The following is a 22,206-nucleotide window of genomic DNA, read 5'->3' as shown; positions in this document are numbered from 1 at the left end:
CGATATGTCGGGTGTGCTCGCAAAGCCGATAGATTGTGCCGTTTCGGCCGATTCACGCATGGCCGAGCGCTCTACATGAGGCTCATGATGGCTCGCGTTGTCCCCAGAACAAAAATATGGATCTTAAGTTCGTGCCTGTCAGCATTGCCGTACGTGGAAGCGTAGAAGGGCACCTCGTTTTCCTCGCAGACAGTCTCGTAGCCGTGCTTGTCTTGCTGGGAGATCTACACGAAGACAATGCAGGGAAATTTTTTCTGGAGACCGCATTTCACGAGAAGATCATCAATAATGGCCGCATCTTCGATAGCATGATCGGGGCAGAGAGCTGGATCAGGGATTGCCTGGCATCATAGCACAAGCAAACTGATCGTATCCGCTGTAGAAAGCCAAGTCGGACATGAGCAGCAAGGGTGAAGCCGACATAAAGGATTCCAAATCGATTCTAGAAAAGATTACGCTTGCTCTCGGCATCGTCTCGCCAAGAGATCACTCCGTTGGTGAAATGTCGGAAGCTTTGGGTTGCATGCGACTCTGGTTCGCCATCCGAACCGATGACGGCCGAAAGCGCGCTCTGGAATGCCTGTCCCTGATCGTGGAGGATGAGCAGCGTTAGCCGGTCTCCACGGACACGCCTGCGTCACCCTTCGCACGGCCGAGCCGAAAGGGTTCGAGTCCCAGCGGCCTGCACCAGGGCTACGTAGCCGGATGGACGCTCCGAGAGCCCGAGCCTTTGCACACGAAAGCTTCCGACGCTGGCCCAACTGGAATTGGCCGATCCCGATTGTCGAGAAGATTCGGAGCCGAGGCCCTCCCTGCCGTCCGGACTTGACGATGGCGCATGCCTTCGTCTGACTCGATCGGCTATCGTGGTGCACGGCCATGGGAAACAGGATCGGCTCGGTGCGCCGATTTCGTCGATCGGCCGGCAGGGCCGCAGGGAAGGATAATGGAGACGGTTTTCACGACGGACGACGTTCACCAGCGCGACCGGTTCGATTACTGGCATGAGGTCGCCTGTCGCGACGTCGTCGACCACGATTCCAGACCGGATTGCAGGGGAACGTTCCGGGCAGAGCTGCGTGCGGGATCGATCGGCTCACTCGATCTTGTCCGCTTTCAGAACTCGGGGATGGCGGTCAATCATGCGACGCGGCATCTGTCTCGCACGAATCACGACGAGATTTTCTTATGTCGGCAGTATCGGCAGCGCCTCACTCTCGAGCAGAATGGCCGGCAAGTCGTGCTGGAGCCGGGCGATATCGCGCTGATCGATCCGAGCCTGCCCTATCGGGGGCAGTTCTCGGACGGCTCTGAAGTCCTCGTCGTCAAGGTTCAACGCACCCTTCTGGAGAGCCGTCTCGGGCAGATGCGAGACCTGCTCGCTCACAAGCTGGCAACGCCGGAAGGCCGTCTGGCATCCGCCTACATGGCCATGTTGCCGTCCCATGTCGACGTCGCGGGCTCGGCCGAATGCCTGGTCGAGGCGCATCTGCTCGATCTGATCGCCCTCTCGTTCGGGAGAGCGGCGAACGAGATGACGCCCCGCCGTTCGTCCGCCCGGTCGCTCATTCGCATGCGGCTGCATATCGAGGTCGAGGCGCGCCTGGCCGACCCCGCGCTTCAGGCCAGCGCGATCGCCGATGCTGCCGGCGTGAGCGTGCGGTACGCCAACGCCGTGCTGGCCGACGAGGACACCTCGCTCACGCACCTCATTCAGACACGGCGCCTCGCGCGCTGCCGGCAGGCTCTGGAGGATCCCGCGCAGGCGCATCGCACGGTGAGCGAGATCGCCTATGGCTGGGGGTTCTCGGACATGACGCATTTCGGCCGGCGGTTCAAAGCCGCCCATGGCCTGCTGCCCAGTGAGCGCCGCCGGTCGAAGACAGCCTAACTGGAACCTGCACTGTCCCGACACCGTGTCGAGAGCCGAACAACGAACAGCTCCTGTGCCGCCTCGTCGGCAACGGTCAAACTCCATGACCCGCTCGACCAAATGTCGCTCGCCGCATTGTCAATCATCGACTTGCCGGCAATCGTCATAGCCTCCCTCTTGGCTGCATCGAGCCCCAAGAGATCGACTCCCTCCGTGTCGATGTGGTGACGCTTTTCGTCGATATGGAAAAAATACCGAGGCATTATCTTTGAACCGCGCTGGGGCAAGCTGCTATAGAGCACCTGGTAGTGATCCCATCGGCCTAAGCGGCACAATCCGTCGGCTATTTGTGCAATTCGCCGCCGAAGCGAATGGATTGCGCCCTGACGCAACCTATTTTATGCAACCAATGCAATCCCAACGGCGCATCTGCTGAGCCAAATATCGCCAGTCTGACATTATTTGACGAGATAAAATTTTATATTTTTTGTTAAATGCCTCATGCTACCCAGGGTAATTTTATAAACAAATAAACATATCACATCCTACCCCTGATTGCATCTTGGGAGATTGATGAAAAGAGTGTGAGATCGGTAAATGGCCTTGAAGTGAGGAATCGGCACCGCGCCATTACCACGTATTACCCTCAGGTAAGCTTGCGTGTTGCGAGACATACCTTTACCAGCACGGGTCGCCGCCCGTCGGAGGGTCACGATCAGCACCGCACCCCGTCGGATTTCGGCGAGGTGCACGGACTGAGTCGCCCACCGGCGCGGCAGGCCCTTTGCCGTCCGCAGGTGTGTCCGTATGACGCCAGTGTCCTCGCAGCTCGAGCCGAAGCTTCTCCTCAAGAGCCTCCGGGCCTTCCGGAAGGGGGACTTCTCGACGCGCCTGCCCCTCGACCTGACGGGCATCGACGGCGAGATCGCCGAGGCCTTCAACGACATCGTCGAGTTGAACCAAGGGCTCGCGCGCGAGCTCGACCGCGTGGCGCGCACCGTCGGCAAGGACGGCAGGATCGGCGAGCGCGGCAAGCTTCCGGCGGCGACGGGCGGCTGGGTCGAGTGCGTCGACTCGGTCAACGCGATGATCGGTGACCTCGTCCAGCCAACCACGGAGGTCGCACGGGTCATCGGCGCGGTGGCCAAGGGCGATCTCGGCCAGACCATGCAGCTCGAGATCGAGGGGCGCCCGCTCAGGGGCGAGTTCCTGCGTATCGGCAAGGTCGTGAACACGATGGTCGATCAGCTGAACTCCTTCGCGAGCGAGGTGACGCGCGTCGCCCGCGAGGTCGGCTCGGAAGGCAAGCTCGGCGGTCAGGCGCAGGTCAAGGGTGTCGGCGGCACCTGGAAGGATCTCACCGACAACGTGAACCTGATGGCGGCGAACCTGACCGGACAGGTGCGTAACATCGCCGAGGTCACCACGGCTGTCGCCCGGGGCGACCTGTCGAAGAAGATCACCGTCGACGTCAAGGGCGAGATCCTCGAGCTGAAGAACACCATCAACACGATGGTGGACCAGCTCAACTCCTTCGCCTCCGAGGTGACCCGCGTCGCCAAGGAGGTCGGCACGGAAGGCAAGCTCGGCGGGCAAGCCCAGGTGAAAGGCGTCGGCGGCGTCTGGGCCGACCTGACCGACAACGTCAACATGATGGCCGAGAACCTGACCGGCCAGGTCCGCAACATCGCCGAGGTCACCACGGCGGTCGCCCGGGGTGACCTGTCGAAGAAGATCACCGTCGACGTCAAGGGCGAGATCCTGGCCCTCAAGCTGACCATCAACACGATGGTCGATCAGCTGAACTCCTTCGCCTCGGAGGTGACCCGCGTCGCCCGCGAGGTCGGCACGGAGGGCAAGCTCGGCGGTCAGGCCCAGGTCGAGGGCGTCGGCGGCACTTGGGCTGATCTCACCAACAACGTGAACCTGATGGCGGCGAACCTGACCGGACAGGTGCGCAACATCGCCGACGTGACCACGGCGGTGGCGAACGGCGACCTGTCGAAGAAGATCACCGTCGACGTCAAGGGCGAGATCCTGGAGCTGAAGAACACCATCAACACGATGGTGGATCAGCTCAACTCCTTCGCCTCGGAGGTGACCCGCGTCGCCCGCGAGGTCGGCTCCGAGGGCAAGCTCGGCGGTCAGGCGCAGGTCAAGGGCGTTGCGGGAACCTGGGCCGACCTGACCGACAACGTCAACCTGATGGCGGCGAATCTCACCGGACAGGTGCGCAACATCGCCGACGTAACCACGGCGGTGGCGAACGGCGACCTGTCGAAGAAGATCACCGTCGACGTCAAGGGCGAGATCCTGGAGCTGAAGAACACCATCAACACGATGGTGGACCAGCTCAACTCCTTCGCCTCCGAGGTGACGCGCGTCGCCAAGGAGGTCGGCTCGGAGGGCAAGCTCGGTGGCCAGGCCCGCGTGGAGGGCGTGGCCGGCACCTGGGCCGATCTCACCAACAACGTGAACCTGATGGCGGCGAACCTGACCGGACAGGTGCGCAACATCGCCGACGTGACCACGGCGGTGGCGAACGGCGACCTGTCGAAGAAGATCACCGTCGACGTCAAGGGTGAGATCCTGGAACTGAAATCCACCATCAACACGATGGTGGATCAGCTGAACTCCTTCGCGAGCGAGGTGACGCGCGTCGCCCGCGAGGTCGGCACGGAGGGCAAGCTCGGCGGCCAGGCCCAGGTGAAGGGCGTCGGCGGCGTCTGGAAGGGCCTCACCGACAACGTGAACATGATGGCGGCGAACCTCACCGGCCAGGTCCGCAACATCGCCGAGGTCACCACGGCCGTCGCCAACGGCGATCTCTCGAAGAAGATCACGGTCGCGGTCGAGGGCGAGATCCTGGAACTGAAATCCACCATCAACACCATGGTGGACCAGCTCAACTCCTTCGCCTCGGAGGTGACCCGCGTCGCCCGCGAGGTCGGCATCGAGGGCAAGCTCGGCGGCCAGGCCCAGGTGAAGGGCGTCGGCGGGACCTGGAAGGACCTCACCGACAACGTCAACATGATGGCCGAGAACCTGACCGGCCAGGTCCGCAACATCGCCGAGGTCACCACGGCCGTCGCCAACGGCGACCTCTCGAAGAAGATCACCGTCGACGTTCGCGGCGAGATCCTGGAGCTGAAATCCACCATCAACACGATGGTGGACCAGCTGAACTCCTTCGCCTCCGAGGTCACGCGCGTCGCCCGCGAGGTCGGCACCGAGGGCAAGCTCGGCGGGCAGGCTCAGGTGAAGGGTGTCGGCGGGACCTGGAAGGACCTCACCGACAACGTGAACATGATGGCGGCGAACCTGACGGGTCAGGTGCGCGGCATCGCCAGCGTCGTGACGGCGGTGGCGCAGGGCGATCTCAAGCGCAAGCTCTCGGTCGATGCCAAGGGCGAGATCGCGGCGCTCGCCAACACCGTCAACGAGATGATCGAGACGCTCGCGACCTTCGCCGATCAGGTCACGAACGTCGCCCGCGAGGTGGGCGTCGAGGGCAAGCTCGGCGGCCAGGCGCGGGTGCCCGGCGCCGCGGGCCTGTGGCGCGACCTCACCGACAACGTGAACCAGCTCGCGGCGAACCTCACGACCCAGGTGCGCGCCATCGCGGAGGTGGCGACCGCGGTGACCAAGGGCGACCTCGCCCGCTCGATCGCCGTCGAGGCCTCGGGCGAGGTCGCGGCGCTGAAGGACACGATCAACGAGATGATCCGCAATCTGCGGGACACGACGTTGAAGAACGCCGAGCAGGACTGGCTGAAGACCAACCTCGCCAAGTTCACCCGCATGCTGCAGGGAGAGCGCGACCTCGCCACGGTTTCGAACCTGATCCTGTCCGAGATCGCGCCCCTGGTGAACGCCCAGCGCGGCGTGTTCTACATGGTCGAGGACGAGGCCGGCGAGCCGATCCTCGACCTCGTGGCGAGCTACGCCTTCACCGAGCGCAAGAACCTCTCGAACCGCTACCGCCTGCGCCAGGGCCTCGTCGGGCAATGCGCCTACGAGAAGAAGCGCATCCTGCTGACCAACGTGCCGGGCGACTACGTCACCATCGGCTCGGCGCTCGGCGAAGCGACGCCGCTCAACATCATCGTGCTGCCGGTGCTGTTCGAGCAGGAGGTGCGCGCGGTGATCGAACTCGCCTCGTTCAATCGGTTCAGCGAGACGCACCAATCCTTCCTCGACCAGCTCACCGAGTCGATCGGCATCGTGCTGAACACGATTGCGGCGAACATGCGAACGGAAGGGCTCCTCAAGCAGTCCCAGTTGCTGACGGGCGAGCTGCAGAGCCGCCAGGAGGAACTGAAGAAGACCAACGACCGCCTGGAACTCCAGGCCGCCTCGCTCCAGCAATCCGAGGACCTGCTCAAGAGCCAGCGCGAGCGCCTGCAGCAGACCAACGAGGAGCTGGAGGAGAAGGCGCGGCTGCTCGAGATCCAGAAGCGCGAGGTCGAGGGCAAGAACCGCGAGGTCTCGGTCGCCAAGACGGCGCTCGAGGAGAAGGCCGAGCAGCTGAGCCTGACCTCGCGCTACAAGTCGCAGTTCCTCGCCAACATGAGTCACGAGCTGCGCACGCCACTCAACAGCCTGCTGATCCTCTCCAAGCTCCTGTCCGAGAACCGCGACGGCAACCTGACCGACAAGCAGCGTGAATTCGCCAAGACGATCAACGCGGCCGGCACCGACCTTTTGTCGCTCATCAACGACATCCTCGATTTGTCGAAGATCGAATCCGGCACGGTGTCGCTCGAGATCGGCGACGTCGCGCTCCAGGACCTCGTCGAGAACCTCGACCGGACCTTCCGCCAGGTCGCCGAGGAGCGTCACCTCGCCTTCGGGATCGAGGTCGAGCCGGGTCTGCCGCGGTCCGTCCGTACGGATTCGAAGCGGCTGCAGCAGGTCCTGCGCAACCTGCTCTCCAACGCCTTCAAGTTCACCGAGGCGGGGAGCGTTTCCCTGCGGATCGGATCGGCCGAGGGCTCGCCCCTGCGCGCCGGGAGCCGGTGGATGGCGTTGTCGGTGACTGACACCGGGATCGGCATCGCGGAGGACAAGCAGCGCATCATCTTCGAGGCGTTCCAGCAGGCCGACGGGACCACGAGCCGCAAGTACGGCGGCACCGGCCTCGGCCTCGCGATCAGCCGCGAGATCGCACGCCTGCTCGGCGGCGAGATCGTGGTGGAGAGCCGTCTCGGCACCGGCAGCACCTTCACCCTGTTCCTGCCCTGCGAGCCGCCGGTGCAGACGGTCACGGGCCGCGCGCCGGATGCGTCCGAGGCGAACGGGGCCTCGGCGCCGGTCGGGCGCCAGCCCAGCGCCGCGATGGCGCTCTCGGCCTCGGCCGACGACCGTCACGCGATCCACGCGGGCGATCACATCGTGCTCATCGTCGAGGACGACGCGATGTTCGCCTCGGTGCTGCTCGAGCTCGCCCGCGAGCGCGGGTTCAAGGGCCTCATCGCCCAGGACGGCGCCGGCGCGCTGAGCCTCGCCCACCGCTTCAAGCCGCACGCCATCACCCTCGATATCGGCTTGCCCGACATGGACGGCTGGGCGCTCCTCGACCTCCTGAAGAACGATCCCCGCACCCGGCACATCCCGATCCACGTGATCTCCGTCAACGACGAGAAGAAGCGCGGCCTGCGCGCGGGCGCGTTCGGCTTCCTGGAAAAACCGGTCGACCGGGAGGGCCTGCTGCGTGCCCTCGAGCGGTCGAAGGACTTCATCACCCGCCCGGTGCGCAATCTGCTGCTCGTCGAGGACGACGAGAACCAGCGCGCGAGCATCACGGCGCTCCTCGGCGAGGAGGATGTCAGGATCTTCGCCGTCGGCACGGCCGCGGCCGCCCTGGAGGCCGTGACGGGCGGGCGCTTCGACTGCGCGATCATCGATCTCGGCCTGCCCGATCTCGGCGGCGCCGAGCTGATCGAGCAGATCCGCGCCTCGCAGGACGGGGAGGAACTGCCGATCATCGTCTATACCGGCCGCGAGCTGACGCCGGCCGAGGAGCAGCAGCTGCGGCACACCGCCTCGACGATCATCCTCAAGGACACGGGTTCGTCCGAGCGGCTCCTCGACGAGACCGCCCTGTTCCTGCACCGGGCGATCGGCAGCGCCAGGCCGGAGGACCCGATCCTCGTCGCGGGGGCCGACGCCGCGAGCCTGCAGGGCTGCCAGGTCATCCTGGTCGACGACGACCTGCGCAACATCTTCTCGCTGACGAGCGCCCTGGAGGAGCACGGGCTCGAGGTCCTGTTCGCCGAGAACGGGCAGGACGGCATCGCTCTCCTCACCGCCAACCCGACCGTCGACGCGATGCTGATCGACATCATGATGCCAGGAATGGACGGCTACGAGACGATCCGGTCGATCCGGGCCATGCCGGCCTTCCGCCGCCTGCCGCTGATCGCGGTCACCGCGAAGGCGATGAAGGGCGACCGCGAGAAGTGCATCGAGGCCGGCGCCTCCGACTACGTCTCGAAGCCGGTCGACGTGGACCAGCTCCTCGCCGCGCTCCGGGTCCAGCTGGAGCGGCGCGGCGCCGCGCCGAACGGCGCGGCCGTGATCAGGGAGGGCGCGCGGGCACCGGCGCAGAAGCCGCTGTGACGTCGCCGTCGGACGGCCCGCTTCCGATGGACGCCGATATCGGGACTTGCCCAGGGACGGCGCCCCCGGATCCGCTCCCGGTCCGGGCCAAGATCCTCATCGTCGACGACGATCGGCGCAACCTGCTCGCCGCGTCCGAGATCCTCGCCGATCCGGCCATCGATCTCGTGCTGGCGGACTCGCCCGAGGAGGCCCTGCGCCGGACCCTGCGGGAAGAGTTCGCCCTCATCCTGCTCGACGTGCAGATGCCGCGCATGGACGGCTACGAGGTCGCCGCCCTGATCCGCAGCCGCCCGCGCACCTCCCGCGTCCCGATCCTGTTCCTCACCGCGCACAACAAGGAGGACATGCACATCTTCCGCGGCTACTCCGCCGGCGCGGTGGACTACGTCTTCAAGCCGATCCAGCCCCTCGTGCTGAAATCGAAGGTCGACGTCTTCGTCGACCTCTACCGCAAGACCGAGGAGATCAAGCGCAAGGCGGCCGCCGAGAAGCAGCTTCTCCTCGAGAACCTGCGCGTGCGCGGCGAGAAGCTGGAAGCCGAGCAGGCGTTGCGTCGGCGCGAGGAGCATCAGGCCGCCGTCCTGCGGGGGCTGCCGATCGCGCTCTACACCTCTCCGGTCGGGGTCGAGGACCGGCGGCTCCACTTCACCAACGACAGCATCGAGCGCATCACCGGCTTCTCGCGCAGCAGCTTCGCGTCCTCCGATCTCTGGGAATCGCGGCTCGAGCCCGAGGACAGCGAGCGGGTTCTCCAGGACCTGCGCAACCTGACCGAGACCGGCGCCGCCGCCCTCGAATATCGCTGGCGCAACGCCGACGGCACGGAGCGGCACATCCTCGACCAGGTCGTGGTCAACCGGGCCGAGGACGGCGCGGCGGCCGAGCTCTTCGGAATGTGGTTCGACGTGACCGAGCGCAAGGAGCTCGAGCTCAGCCTGCAGCACGCCTCGAAGCTGGAGGCGGTGGGCCGCCTGACGGGCGGCATCGCGCACGACTTCAACAACATGCTGAGCATCGTGATCGGCAATCTCGATCTCGCGAGGGGATCGCTGCAGGACAACGAGAAGGCTCTCCGCCGGATCGAGAACGCCATCGAGGGGGCGCATCGCTGCGCGGAGCTGACCGGCCGGCTGCTCGCCTTCTCGCGGCGCTCGCCCCTGCAGCCCCGGGCCCTGGACTTCGCCAGCTTCATCCCCGGCCTGACCAAGCTCCTCGCGCGAACGCTCGGCGAGCGGATCACCATCTCGGCCGAGCTCGACGACGGGCTTCCGGAGATCTGCGTCGACCACGCCCAGTTCGAGGCGGCCCTCATCAACCTCGCGGTCAACGCGCGAGACGCCATGCCGGACGGCGGCACGCTCTGCATCCACGTCCAGGGTCGCGAGGTCCCCGCACCGGAGGGCGCCGAGAGCACGCGCTGCGTCGACATCACCGTCGCCGACACGGGGACCGGCATGCCACCCGCCATCCTCGCCCGGGTGTTCGAGCCGTTCTTCACCACCAAGGAAGCCGGCAAGGGAACCGGTCTCGGTCTCAGCATGGTGTACGGCTTCGTGCAGCAGAGCGGCGGAACCATCACGGTCGACAGCAACCCGGGCCAGGGCACGCGCTTCGTCGTGACGCTGCCCGCGCTCGACAGGCGCAGCCTTCCGTCGGAGAGCACCGACCGACGCCCTCCCGATGACGCGGCGAACGCCGTGAACGGTGCCGGCAAGGTCGTTCTCGTCGTCGAGGACGACGCCGATGTCCGCTCGACCATCATCTCGACGCTCGAGGCGCTCGCATTCACCGTCCTCAGCGCGCAGGATGGCAGCGAGGCTCTCCGCATCCTGGAGAGCGAGCGGAACATCGCTCTCGTCTTCAGCGACGTGAACATGCCGGGTACGATGACCGGCATCGATCTCGGACGCGTCATCCGCCGGCAATGGCCGGAGATGCCAATCCTGCTGACCTCCGGCTATCTCCAGGAGCATCAAGATGCGAGCGACTTCGACCTGCTGTTCAAGCCTTATCGCACCGACGAACTGATGGAGAGTCTGAGGACGTCGCTGTACGGCATCGGAGCGGCGTGACGCCGGTCGGATGCCGACTTGATCGAGGATGCAGACGACCTTCTTGTTCACCGTTCCACCGTGCAGGGTGATGACGTTGCCGTCGCTCGTCGCTCCGCGTTTGCTGGCCTCGCCCTCGTGCCGCTCCCGCACCGGCATGACCCTGCATCCAGGAGCGGTCCGCCACTCGGCCTCGCCGACTTCCGCCGCAGCCAGGATGTGGTGCATCGTCGACGCCGCATCGATTTGCTCACGTCGGTGACCAAGCCTTGGCCGCCTGACCCAAGACAAACAGCCTCCGAAAAACCCGGAGCGGTTTAGTGGAAAGAACCGAGTCCGTGACAACGCTGCCATCGTAGAACTCCTTGTCTTCGCGATCTTGACTGGCGTTCTGCGTTGCCGGAACCTTGCTGGGATTGTTTGGTTCGCCTGAACGCACAGCGTCAAATCCGCATCATGTACGTTACGATCTCTGCTCATAAAGGCAATTATTCAGTAATACGGTCAATATATCCAGCAGTATTAGGATATGTAAAGGTAAAAAATTTCCATATCCAAGCTAAAATTTGGATTTCATAAAAATCGTGCAGGTGCCACGAAAATCGAAGCGAACAGACTGCTTGCGGGTGGCTCAGGCCCCCGGGACGCGGCTGACGGCTCGGCCAGCCTCGAAGCTCAGCGGCCCAGGCCTTCGGGAGGTCGTCTGCTTTCGGGCAGCCTGATTGGCCCCGAATGACCGAGCCCGGGCGAAGGCAGAACGGCGAATCTTGGGCGACAGACTGGGCAAAACGGACGTCCCCGTTCAGCCCTGCTCATGACGATACGTTATCGCAAGCGATGTTCCAATAGACATTGCATACCGTGCACTTCCGAGATGAAACGGGACCGCTGTCCCATTCGGTCAAGCCGCCCTGCTCAGCCTCGGTATGCTGCTGCGCGCCGCGATCCGATGTGGATCTCCGCGATCCGATGCGGATCTCGAAGTATGCCCTCGTCGTGCTGACGGTTGGCGGAGCCGGTCCGATCGGACCCCGATGACCATCGAGGGCTCCATCCGGCGGGTGTCGCAGGGAGTGGGGATTTTGCTGAAGCCGCCTGCTTGAGCGGGCACATCGCCGGAGGCGGTCATGGATGTCACGAGACGGATCTTCGCGGCGGGCGCCGCAACGCTTCCCGTCCTCGGCGCGGGCCTGCCCGACGCCCGGGCCCAGAGCACGGTTCAGGATGCGCCGCTCATCGGCAATACCGCGGTGGCCGATCCGCTGGAGCTGGCCGTGGAGGCCTACATCTACGGCTACCCGCTCGTCACCGTGGAGATGACCCGCCGCGTCCTCACCAACGTGGCCACGCCCGAGGGCAAGAACGCCCCGATGGGTCAGTTCGCCAACCTGCGGGCCTACCCGGACGCCAAGTTCCGCGCCGTCACCGCGCCCAACGCGGACACGCTCTACTCCAGCGCCTTCCTCGACCTGGGGAGAGAGCCCTATCTCCTCAGCCTCCCGGACGGGGACGGGCGCTACTTCCTCATGCCGATGCTGAGCGCCTGGACGAACATCTTCGCGGTGCCGGGCAAGCGCACGACCGGGACGGGGCCGCAGACCTACTTCATCGCGGGGCCCGGCTGGAGTGGCAGCGTGCCCAGCGGCGCCAAGCTCATCCAGGCGCCCACCAACCTGATCTGGATCCTCGGGCGGACCTACTGCACGGGCACGCCCGAGGATTACAGGGCGGTGCACGCCGTCCAGGACCAGTACCGGCTCGTCCCAGCGAGCGTGACCGGCCGGGCCTACACCCCGCCCGCGGGCCGGGTCGATCCCGGCATCGACACGAAGACGGCCGTGCGCGAACAGGTCAACCGCATGACCGCGACGACGTACTTCAACCTCCTGGCCACGCTGATGAAGGACAACCCGCCGGCCCTCGCGGACGGTGTTCCGGTCGCCAAGATGGCCTCCCTCGGCATCATGCCCGGTCAGCCCTTCGATCCGGCAGGCCTGCCTCCCACCGTCCGGGCGGCCGTCGAGCAGGCACCGAAGGAGGCCATCTCCCGCATCATGGGGCACCTGAAGGCGACGGGTCAGCGCGTGAACGGCTGGACCTTCACGACGGACGGCGGCGATTACGGCAAGGACTACCTGCAGCGCGCCCTCGTCACGGCGGTCGGGCTCGGCTGCAACCTGCCGCAGGATGCCGTCTACCCCCTGACCACGGTCGACGCCGCGGGCCGGGCGCTCAACGGCGCATCCAAGTACGTGATGCGTTTCCCCGCGGGCGAGCTGCCGCCCGTCGACGGCTTCTGGTCGCTGACGATGTACGATGCGGACTATTTCTTCGTCGACAACCCGATCAACCGGTACTCGGTCAGCCCGCGCAATGATCTCCAGGCCAATCCGGACGGGTCGGTGGATCTCTTCATCCAGACCGAGAGTCCCGGCGCGCCGCGGGAATCGAACTGGCTGCCGGCCCCGAGAGGGCCGTTCGCTTTGATGCTGCGGACCTACTGGCCGAAGGACGCCGTGCTCAACGGATCATGGTCGCCGCCGCCGGTCACCCGCATCACGAGTGCCACGCTCTGAGGCGCCCCAGGAGGGATGCGGGTCGGGCAGTGGCGATCCGAAACGCGCGGTCCGCGGCTGGTGCCGATGGTCCGAACGCAGTGGAGAGACGGGAGGCATGCATGGGCTTCACTCGCATGGCCGCGCTCGTCCCCATCCTCATCGCTCCCCACGCGGCGACTGCGGATATCAAGCGCCACAAGGCTGTCCCGGACGCGTTCCGGGGCGAGTGGATCGCGGCCCGACGAATCTGGGGCGGTCGAGACGACCTAGCGGTCAAACAGCTCTAGCCGAGGGCGAAGTCGAGGTGCACCGCGATCTCCTGACTGAGCTCGGCAAGCTGGTCGGCCCGTACCTCGATCTGGATGCCGTCCTCTCCCGCCGCGTGCCAGATCTCCGCGTCTTGATGGACGTCGACCGCCTGGCGCACAAAGAGGCCGAGGCTGACGTCGTAGAGATCATCGAGGCTGTCCTCGACATCAAGGCTGACAATGACGTCCTGTGCGACCTCGACGTCCTGGACGATGGCGGCCTCACTCCTGCCGTCCCCGTCATCGTTCACCAATACGCTGGTATCCTGATCGATCCAGGCGCGTTCGACCACTGCCATGTCCACGTAGAGGGTGCCGTTTTCCTCGGTGAGAGCGATGGATAAGGAAATATCCTGATCTACCAAGAGACCCTGATCCACCCTCACGTCGTACGCGCTGTCCCCGTCGACGAACACGGTCATCGCAAAATCCTGGTCGAGCGCGAGATCCTGGTCGAGGGTGATGCGTGTGACGACCCGCCCATCCCAGCCCGTCACGTCCACGTCGACCCTGGCGTCCTGCCGGATGGAGAAATCCAGATCGCCATCCACCGCGAGATCCGCTGAGCCCGGGAATGCTTCCCCGTCGGTGCTAAGACCGACGGAGCCGTCCTGATCGACAGTAGCGTCCTGCACAATGGTGACGTCAGTGGCCCCACGGCTGATCCAGAGTGCCAGAGTGGCCGTCTGGCACAGGCCGGCATCCTGTTCGACGAGCGCATCCCGGAGGTCCCCGGGTGTGGGGCCGGCCTCGGCCCCGTCAGGGTCATCTGTATGGGCTTCTCCGGATCCCTCGAGGTCGTCCTCACTACCGCCGTGGCGTGGTCCGCCGGCCTCTGTTCGGTCTTGCTCCGCCGAGCCCGCGGAGATGCGAGAGGGGTCGTCACCGTCAGCGGCCCTGGCGACGTTGTTGGTGACGACCTGGGGGAGGATGGATGCCTCCGCGGCTGCGGGTCCGCGCACAAGTGCTACGTCGGCTTCCTCCATGGCTGCCGGCATTGCGCCCGGAGAGGCAGCTCCCGGAGCAGGCGTATGTGGCAGCTCCGTTCCCTCCATCGGTTTCTCAAGGTGCGTCACGATCCCATGATTGGTCTGGGCAGGCTGGGACAGCAAAGTCTGCGGCGGAGCGGTCGTCGCCTGAGTGGTGGGGCTCGATGACCAATCACTCGCTTGGGCGCCCGAGGCGGGCGCCTGCAGAGCATCATCCGATCGCATTGCACTCGGATGGTGCTCTCGATCCTCGATGTTGCCGCGCTTCCTGGAACGAACAGGCATCCACTCCGTCGGTAAATGCGCGAGCAGGATAGGCAGGAGATCGCGGAAGCCTCGGTCGGGCGCGCTCATCGGGGTCCCTCGCGACAGCGACGACCTTGGCAGTGTTGAGCATTGCGGCGACGCGATCCATTCGCCCGAACGGGTGATGGCCGAGCGCCGTTTCAGGATAGGCAAATACTTGATTACAATCTCGGAGGAGCCGTATTCAAAAATAACCTACGCTAACAAAGACGCCCACCATCAGGAGCTCGACTCTGCCTGCGGTGCGCGGCCGCACATGATAAGCCACAAGCCTCGAATATTCCAAGCAGGGGGTACCCACTCGCTGTTGATTGTGCCATTATGCTAACTTGGTCTGGCCTCCCTAGACAGAGGCAGGAGCCGTGATCCGAACCGGCTCAAGCCCGCCTGCCCCGGCAGGTCAAGCATTTCCAGTGCCGTTATCTGCTTCAGCGCCAGTACAAGTTCAGTTTTCTAGACGGAACATGTATTCAGAGCGGTCAGCAGCAAGGGGGGAGTTGCATGCCGTCATCGCCATCCGGGAAAGACTCGCCGTCCTTCAGTCGGGATCGAGGCATATTCCTCGTCATCGACGAGCACGCCTTTTCGCGGGGTTGCACAGCCGAGGTTCTCAAGAACGCCTTCCCGGACGTCGAGGTACTCGGCCTTAGGCGGGCAAGCGAGGTCGATAGAGGCCTCGTACCCGTTATCATGTTCGTGGCGATCCGATGGGACGGCCACGCAGCCAAGGGGCCGGCGCTCGGGCAGGTCCTCGACGATGTGGAGGCCCTTTTCGCGCGCACGCCTAAGGTCCTTATCACTCAGCTTGACGACGAGAGCACTGTTCAAGCCGCGATGAGGCACGGCGTGGATGGGGTCATTCCGAGTACAGCCTCGGTCGACGTTGGCATCGCCGCAGTGCGGCTTGTCTTGGCGGGGGGAACATACTATCCGCGCCCATTGGAGCCCACAATGCGGTTAAGGGCAGATCCAGCCTCACGGAAGCTCATCCCTGAGCCCGTACTCCTGGGGCACGCGGCGAGGTCGCCCCGGCCCGATGTCGCAGAGAACGACCGGGTGCACTTCACGCCGCGAGAGATCGAGGTGCTGGGCGTCCTCCAGCGCGGGCGCTCCAACAAGCTGATTGCCAACGACCTGAACCTCTCCGAGAATACGGTCAAGATCTACATACGGCACATCATGCGCAAGCTGAAGGCAAGTAACCGCACCCAGGCGGCGATCATGGGGCAGCGCTTGTTGCCAGACCTCGTGGTGTCAGCGGATAATGTCCACGCCTCCGCCGCGAGGATTGTGAGGGAGGAGACCAATATCAGGCGTCTCACGCTGCCGCGGAGATGACCCGAGCACCGCCTCCGCCGTTTCCGGGCGGGCATAGAGCCGGCCCGAGCCGTGGCCGAGGCCGCCCACGATGACGAGCTTCCAGCCGAAGGCCCAGTCCCGCCCGGCTGCGGCCCGGCGCGCGGCCTCGAAGGTGCTCATGGCGCGTTCGCGCCGGGTCTGGCCCTGGCGCTCTGCGCCGGGAGTCTTGAGTAAGCCGGCTCGCCCGACATCGCGCTCAGCCGCGATGATCACCAGAGGCGCCGCCAAGTAGCGTCGCAGGGCCCCCTCACCGCCCGGAGGATCAGGGATCCCGCCGAGGCCGTAGGGAAAGCGCACTGCGAGATCAGGCGTGACGTGACTGCCGGGATTGGCCACCACGATGCGGCTTGCCGCGTTTTGCTCCAGCGCTGCGAAGCGGCTGAGGAATTGCGCCCCCGCGGAGTGTCCCAGGAGCACGTAGGGTATCCAGGGACGTCCCGCCTCGCGGCGCAGGTGATCGACGAGAGCGAGAACCAGCGCTCCGGTGGTCGCATCGGGTGGGCGGAAGCGGAATCTGCGCCGACCCGCTGCCTCTACGACATCGCCGACGCCGCCGAACTGGTAGGCCCAGCGGCCGAAACGCTCCGCATCGAACAGTGGCGCCACGATCAGGGCGCAGCCGGCCTCCGCGATGGGAACGGCATTGTCGCGCGCGAGTACCGGGTTCCGGTCCGAACCGTGGAAGACAACGATGAGGCGTTCGATGTCCCGGCAATCGGGGCGGTAGACTGCCACCCGCATGACGCGGTCGGCAACCGCGACCTCTCGGTCCGACCGGCCCAAAGGCAACGGCTCTGCCGCGCTGGGGCGGACCAAAGCCGTCACGAGCGCCAGCACGACGGGCACAGATGCCCGGGATAGTCTAGTTATCGCGGAAGGACCGATTGAAACTGTCGATGATCGGCGCAAGCATGTAGGTTGCAATTGTGAACTCCCCTGTCTTGATCAGCACCTCTACCGGCATGCCCGGGACGATCTCGACATCCTTGAGCTCCCGCAGTCTGTCCTCGTCGAAGACGATGGTTGCGGCGTAGTAGGGCTGCTCGGTGCGCTTATCGACGAGCCGGTCGGCCGAGACATAGGTGAGGGTTCCTTGTACGGGCGGCACCCGGCGCAGCTTGTAGGCTGTCAGCCGCACCTGGGCGGTCAGGCCGGGTCGCACGAGGTCGATGTCCTCGGGGCGAACCTGGGCCCGTACGATGAGGCGGTCCTGCTGCGGGACGAGTTCCATCAAAGGTTCGCCGGCGGCGACCACCCCGCCCGGGGTGTGGACCCGCCGACCCGTAATGACGCCGGCTTCAGGCGAACGCACCTCGATCCGGGAGAGCACGTCGGAGGCGGCCTGCAGGCGCTCGTCGAGCTGGTTGATGAGTGCCTGGGTCTCGCGCAGGCTCTGCGCGATCTCCGCCTGCTCGTCGCTGCGGAGCTTGAGGATTTGCGCCTCCGACTCGCCCATGGCCTGCTCGGCGCGCGAGATCTGCGCGAGCGCCTCGCCCTGGCGTCCGAGGATCTCCGCCTCTTCCCGCTCCAGCTGCATCAGCTTGGGCCGGGTCATGAACCCCTTGGCCACCAGCGGAGCGATTGCGGCGTTCTCCTGCCGGACGATGTCGAGGCGCTTGACCGCGGCGGCTTCCTGGTGGCGGAGTCCTTGGATCTCCCGCTCGGTTTGGGCCTTGCGCTGCCGGATCACCTCGATCCGGGCGGCGGTGAGCTTGCGACGGCTATCAAAGATTTTTCGTTGGCCGGCCACCACCCCGGCCACGGCGGGCTCCCCTCTGGCAGCGAGGATGACCGAGTCAGGGAATGCGATCGCGTTCCGCTCGTCGCGCTCGGCGAGGAGACGTGCCTCGCGGGCCTTCGCCTCGAAGAGCTGGCCCTGCAGCGCCGCCAGCGTGGTCCGCGCCTTGGTGTCGTCGAGGCGCACGAGCACCTGCCCGGCCGTGACCGTGTCGCCGTCGCGCACCAGAATATGGCCGATGATGCCGCCCTCGAAATGCTGGATCGTCTTGCGATTGGTTTCAGCCTCGACGGCGCCGCCCGCGATGGCGGCGCTTTCCAGAGGAGCCTTCACCGACCAGACACCGAAACCGACTATGAATATGCCCACGACGAGGAAGGCGATGAAGGCCGGCCAGCGCAACCGCTCGGCCGGGGACTTGCTGACCTGCGGAGTCACGTCGCGCAGGTCGTAGGCGAGGATGGGCTGAGTTTTCATCAGGCGATCCTCAAGGGCGGCATGTCGGCGCGGGGCATCTTGGGCTCGTGGGCCGGAGCGGCCTCTCGCTTCACAGTGTTCTTGATGTCGATCACGTCCGGCTTGCGTACCGGGATCGCGGTGCGCCCGTCCTTGATGCGGGCGACCACGTCGCGCCGGGCGCCGAAGGCGTTGACGCAGCCGTTATCCAGCACCAGCACCTTGTCGGCGATGTTGAGAATGCCGAGCCTCTGGGCAATCAGCACCACCGTGGTGCCGCGCGTACGCAGGGTCACGATGGCCTCGCGCAGCGCGTGCTCGCCCTCCGGATCCAGGGAGGCGTTGGGCTCGTCGAGCACCACGAGGCTCGGGTCGCCGAAGAACGCGCGCGCCAGCCCCAGCCGCTGCTTCTGCCCACCCGACAGGCGGGCTCCGTCCTCACCGAGGTGGGTGTCGTAGCCTTGGGGCAGCCGCATGATCGTCTCGTGCATGCCGACCAGGGCGGCGGCGGCGATCACGTCCTCCGCGTCTGCCTCCCCCAGGCGTGCGATGTTCTCGCACACGGTGCCAGCGAAGAGCTCCACGTCCTGGGGCAGATAACCCAGGTGCCTGTGGCCGCCCGAGGACAGCCAGATGCCGATATCGGCGCCGTCGAGGCGAACGTGCCCGCCGCTGGGCTGGATGGTGCCGGCGATGAGCCGCCCCAGCGTGGACTTGCCGGCGCCGGATGGACCGACGACCCCGAGCACCTCCCCGGGCTCGACCGCGAGCGTGACCCGGCGTAGCGTCGCGGTGTCGCTCCCCCTGGGGACGTAGCTCACCTGCTCGACCGAGAGCACCCCTTTGGGCTTGGGCAGCCTCATGGGCTTGGGACGGGGTGGCACGGCAGCGAGAATCTTCTGCAGGCGCCCGTAGCCGAGCCGGACCGTCGTCACCGCCTTCCAGGTCCCGATGGCGTTCTCGACCGGGCCGAGCGCGCGACCGAGCATGGTCGAGGCAGCGAAGATGGCCCCGGCGCTGAGATCGCGGCCGATCACCAACCAGGCGGCGACGGCCAACATCGAGACCTGGGTGAGAAGGCGAACGAAGCGGGCGCAGGCCTGGATCACCGAGGCGCGCCGCCCGGCGCTGCCCTGGGAGACTTTGGCCTCGTCGTGATCGTCATGGAGCGCACGGGCTACGCCCGGAAGCATGCCCATGGCACTGATCGCCTCCGCGTTGCGCAACATCGCCTCCAGGCGGTGCTGGCTGGCGGTGGTGGTCGCGGAGGCTCGTGCAAACGGCTTGCGCGTGACCAACTCGTTGATCAGCGCCAGCAGGAAGAGGGCGAGCGATCCGACGAGGCCGACGACGCCGAGGAGCGGGTGCACCAGCACCATGGCGACGATGAAGATCGGGGTCCAGGGAAGGTCGAACAGAGCGATGACGGCGCTGCCGGAGAAGAAGGTGCGAACGTTGCCCAGGTCGCGCCAGGCCTGCGCCGCGGCTGTGGGATCGCCCCGCATGGCGGCGGCCACCGCTCCGGTCATCACCGCCGGCTGCAGGCGCTCCTCGAGCCAGTCCCCGATGCGGGTCAGCATTTCACGGCGCAACGCCTCCAGCACCGCGTGTACCGCCAGGGCGACCACCACGATGAGCGTTAGGTTGACCAGGGTGTCGAGGCTGCGGCTGGACAGGACGTGCTCGTAGACCTGAAGCAGGTAGAGCGGCACGGTCAGGGCCATCAGGTTGACGAAGAAGCTGAGGCAGAACACCAGGGCGAGGGACGGGCGGCATGCCTGGAATGCCGTCTCGACCTCGGTCCTCGGGCGGGAGGCTGTCCGCAGCAGCGACATCGCGGGGGCTCCGGGCTGGTCGTTCGGGGGGAGGGCCAGGCGGCCCTCCCGGAGCACGCGGGCGCTCAGTCGATGTCGATGTCGACCGTGCCGGTCTGGTCGGTATCGGCAGTCTGGTCGATGGTCACGTCGACGTTGGCGTCCTCGGAATCGTCGATGTCGACGTCCGTGTCCGTGTCCTGGTCGGTGTCCGTATCCTGGTCGATGTCGCTGTCGACGTCGGCGTCGTCGGAATCATCGATCTCCACGAGCGAGATGGCATCCTGGTCGTTGTCCACCGTCTGGTCGGTGTCGAGGTCCACGTCGGCGTCGTCGGAGTCGGTGATGTCGACGTCGTTGTCGATCTCCTGCTCGATGTCGTTATCCTGGTCGTGGTCGACATCCACGTCGGCGTCGTCGGAGTCGTCGATGTCGACGTTGCTGCCGGAGAACTGGTCCGTGTCGGCGTCCTGATCATCGTCGATGTCCACGTCGGCATCGTCGGAGTCGGAGATGTCGACGGTGGTGTCGTCGTCCTGGTCGACCTCGGACTCCTGGTCCACGTCCGTGTCCACGTCGGCGTCGTCGGAATCCGTGACCACCACGTTCGAGTTGTCGGTCTGGTTGGTGTCGTCGTTCTGTTCGAGGTCGAACAAGACGCGGGCGTTGTCTGAAGCCATAGGGTGATCTCCCCTTCTGCCGTGCAGGGCACCGGGGCTCGGGCGTCCCCGGCGTTCTCGGAGCTCCGGTCGCCCGGAATTCGCCTCCGACGCCGTGACCATGGCTCCAGGACGGTGAGCAGCAAAAGCCACGACTTGGCGTGTATCCGTCAGGATATCACCCGCCCGCGAGAGCATATCCGGAGGGGTATCGCTACTTCAGACAGGATCCATACCCTGGAACGCACAGAAACGGGCCACCGGGAAACCGGCGGCCCTGGAGCTCGGGGTGGTATGATACGGTCAGGCGACTATGAATACGTCCACATGGACGCCGACGTCGGCATCGGCCTTCGAAAGGGCATCGACCCACGCGCCGTCGTCGGAGAGGTCCACCTCCAAGCTGTCCTCCATGTCGGAAGCGACGAGCTTGTCGATGGTGACCCTGATGAAGGCGCCGTCGAGGTCGTCGTCGCCATCGACACGCACGTCCGACTCGTCAGTCACACGGGTATTCTGGTCGATCTCGGCCTCGACGTCGTCCGCCTCGGCATCCTCCTCGATGTCGATCTCGACGTCGGATTCCTCCTCAACATCCGTATCGATCTCGATCTCGACCTCCAGGCGCAGCACCCCATCGTCGTCCTCCAGGTCGACGAACACGTCCGTACGCTGGTCGATATCGAGGTGATGCTCGATGGAGGCCTCGACTCCCGTTCCTCCATCGCTGGCCCCGTCATCATCGGCGTCCACATCGGCGCGCTGGTCCGCCTCGTCCCTCTGTGAGGTCCGAATGCGCATGTCGACGGCAACCGGGCGGTCCGCCACCTCCACGTCGACCGAAGACAGGTCACCGGCTGCACTGTCCTGATCGAGTCTGACCGTGTGGTCACCGTCACCGTCGACCATCGATCTCTGGCCGATGTGCTCGCGCTGTTCGACCTGCACGTTAAATCCCCCTTCGCCGCCCACGTCCACATCTACGACGCTGTCTTGGTCGGCTTCAGCGTCCTGATCCACACGAAGTCGGTCCGTCATGGTGCTGCCTCTCTGCTGCATGGGCCGCGCACGCTGCTGGGTGTAAACCCGGGAACAGGACACAGAACCAAGGCCAAACCTTCGGCGATAGTCACCAAGGCGGGTGGGGGACGATGCCCGAACGGATGCATCCGGATTGGGAGGGCGCTTGCCTCGCCCAGAAAACTCAGGATTGAAGCAGATCGGACGGGGGCGCGGAAAACCCGAGCCAATCGATCTACCCCAATGCTCCGCCGGCATGCCGTAGAACGCCAGCAGAGCTTCGTTGTCTTTCGTCAGGCGTTCGGTCGCACGGGTGTACTTCACCCCGTACTTTTGGATGAAGACCGCGAGGGTTCCGCCGAAACGGGGTGCGGGCGGCCGCGCTAGCCCGGTCGGGCAGCCCCGCCATGACGAGGAGGCCGATAAGGATGCCGAGATCGGTGACGAGGAT

General features: G+C 65.4%; 12 protein-coding genes and 1 pseudogene. 6 read left to right on the top strand and 7 right to left on the bottom strand.

Features of this window, described 5'->3' with window-relative positions; all coding sequences use genetic code 11:
• Nucleotides 1-397 precede the first annotated feature (397 nt).
• Both MFF64_RS30205 and MFF64_RS30200 read left to right on the top strand, forming a co-directional pair.
• Nucleotides 398-613, top strand: a complete 216-nt coding sequence (locus tag MFF64_RS30205) for a hypothetical protein (RefSeq protein WP_238193172.1) — start codon at nt 398-400, stop codon at nt 611-613.
• Between the two features lie 333 nt (nt 614-946).
• The gene (locus MFF64_RS30200; RefSeq protein ID WP_238193171.1) at nt 947-1,891 is read left to right on the top strand and encodes an AraC-like ligand-binding domain-containing protein; all 945 of its coding nucleotides are present in this window, start codon (nt 947-949) and stop codon (nt 1,889-1,891) included.
• On the opposite strand, the gene MFF64_RS38675 is transcribed toward MFF64_RS30200, so the two are convergent.
• A complete protein-coding gene (locus tag MFF64_RS38675) occupies nt 1,888-2,136 on the bottom strand; it encodes a DUF6894 family protein (RefSeq protein ID WP_438823106.1) in 249 nt (82 codons plus the stop codon). The genes MFF64_RS30200 and MFF64_RS38675 overlap by 4 nt on opposite strands.
• Nucleotides 2,137-2,680: 544 nt before the next feature.
• Between MFF64_RS38675 and MFF64_RS30195 the strand changes: the two genes are divergently transcribed.
• The 3 genes from MFF64_RS30195 to MFF64_RS30185 all read left to right on the top strand — a co-directional run bounded on the left by MFF64_RS30195 (nt 2,681) and on the right by MFF64_RS30185 (nt 13,124).
• Nucleotides 2,681-8,494 (top strand): HAMP domain-containing protein, encoded by a 5,814-nt coding sequence (locus MFF64_RS30195; RefSeq protein ID WP_238193170.1) that lies wholly within the window; start codon nt 2,681-2,683, stop codon nt 8,492-8,494.
• Nucleotides 8,495-8,520: 26 nt separating this feature from the next.
• Nucleotides 8,521-10,569 carry a response regulator gene (locus MFF64_RS30190; protein ID WP_238193169.1) on the top strand — a complete coding sequence of 683 codons (2,049 nt, stop codon included), beginning with the start codon at nt 8,521-8,523 and terminating at the stop codon, nt 10,567-10,569.
• A gap of 1,106 nt (nt 10,570-11,675) precedes the next feature.
• Entirely contained in the window at nt 11,676-13,124 is a 1,449-nt protein-coding gene (locus MFF64_RS30185) for a DUF1254 domain-containing protein (RefSeq protein ID WP_238193168.1), read from the top strand.
• Between the two features lie 265 nt (nt 13,125-13,389).
• Here the strand turns inward: MFF64_RS30185 and MFF64_RS30180 are convergent, their stop codons facing one another.
• Nucleotides 13,390-14,757: a hypothetical protein gene (locus MFF64_RS30180; protein WP_238193167.1), complete on the bottom strand. Its 1,368-nt coding sequence runs from the start codon at nt 14,755-14,757 to the stop codon at nt 13,390-13,392.
• A 453-nt stretch (nt 14,758-15,210) separates the two neighbouring features.
• Between MFF64_RS30180 and MFF64_RS30175 the strand changes: the two genes are divergently transcribed.
• Nucleotides 15,211-16,047, top strand: coding sequence for a response regulator transcription factor (locus MFF64_RS30175; RefSeq protein ID WP_238193166.1), 837 nt, complete (start codon nt 15,211-15,213; stop codon nt 16,045-16,047).
• Here MFF64_RS30175 and MFF64_RS30170 read toward each other — a convergent pair.
• From MFF64_RS30170 to MFF64_RS38670, 5 genes and pseudogenes are all read right to left on the bottom strand, one after another.
• Nucleotides 15,964-16,905, bottom strand: coding sequence for an alpha/beta fold hydrolase (locus tag MFF64_RS30170; protein ID WP_238193165.1), 942 nt, complete (start codon nt 16,903-16,905; stop codon nt 15,964-15,966). The genes MFF64_RS30175 and MFF64_RS30170 overlap by 84 nt on opposite strands.
• Nucleotides 16,906-16,930: 25 nt before the next feature.
• The gene (locus MFF64_RS30165; RefSeq protein ID WP_238193164.1) at nt 16,931-18,283 is read right to left on the bottom strand and encodes an HlyD family type I secretion periplasmic adaptor subunit; all 1,353 of its coding nucleotides are present in this window, start codon (nt 18,281-18,283) and stop codon (nt 16,931-16,933) included.
• Nucleotides 18,283-20,097 (bottom strand): type I secretion system permease/ATPase, encoded by a 1,815-nt coding sequence (locus tag MFF64_RS30160; RefSeq protein WP_238193163.1) that lies wholly within the window; start codon nt 20,095-20,097, stop codon nt 18,283-18,285. The genes MFF64_RS30165 and MFF64_RS30160 overlap by 1 nt, the downstream gene beginning before the upstream one ends.
• A gap of 65 nt (nt 20,098-20,162) precedes the next feature.
• Nucleotides 20,163-20,756, bottom strand: coding sequence for a hypothetical protein (locus MFF64_RS30155; RefSeq protein ID WP_238193162.1), 594 nt, complete (start codon nt 20,754-20,756; stop codon nt 20,163-20,165).
• Nucleotides 20,757-21,995: 1,239 nt separating this feature from the next.
• A pseudogene (locus MFF64_RS38670) lies at nt 21,996-22,206 on the bottom strand (hypothetical protein); the annotation flags it as partial.

Origin of the sequence: Methylobacterium frigidaeris, assembly GCF_022179185.1 — a bacterium.
GTDB classification, from domain to species: Bacteria; Pseudomonadota; Alphaproteobacteria; order Rhizobiales; family Beijerinckiaceae; genus Methylobacterium; species Methylobacterium frigidaeris.
This window is presented reverse-complemented; position numbering and strand designations above follow the sequence as displayed.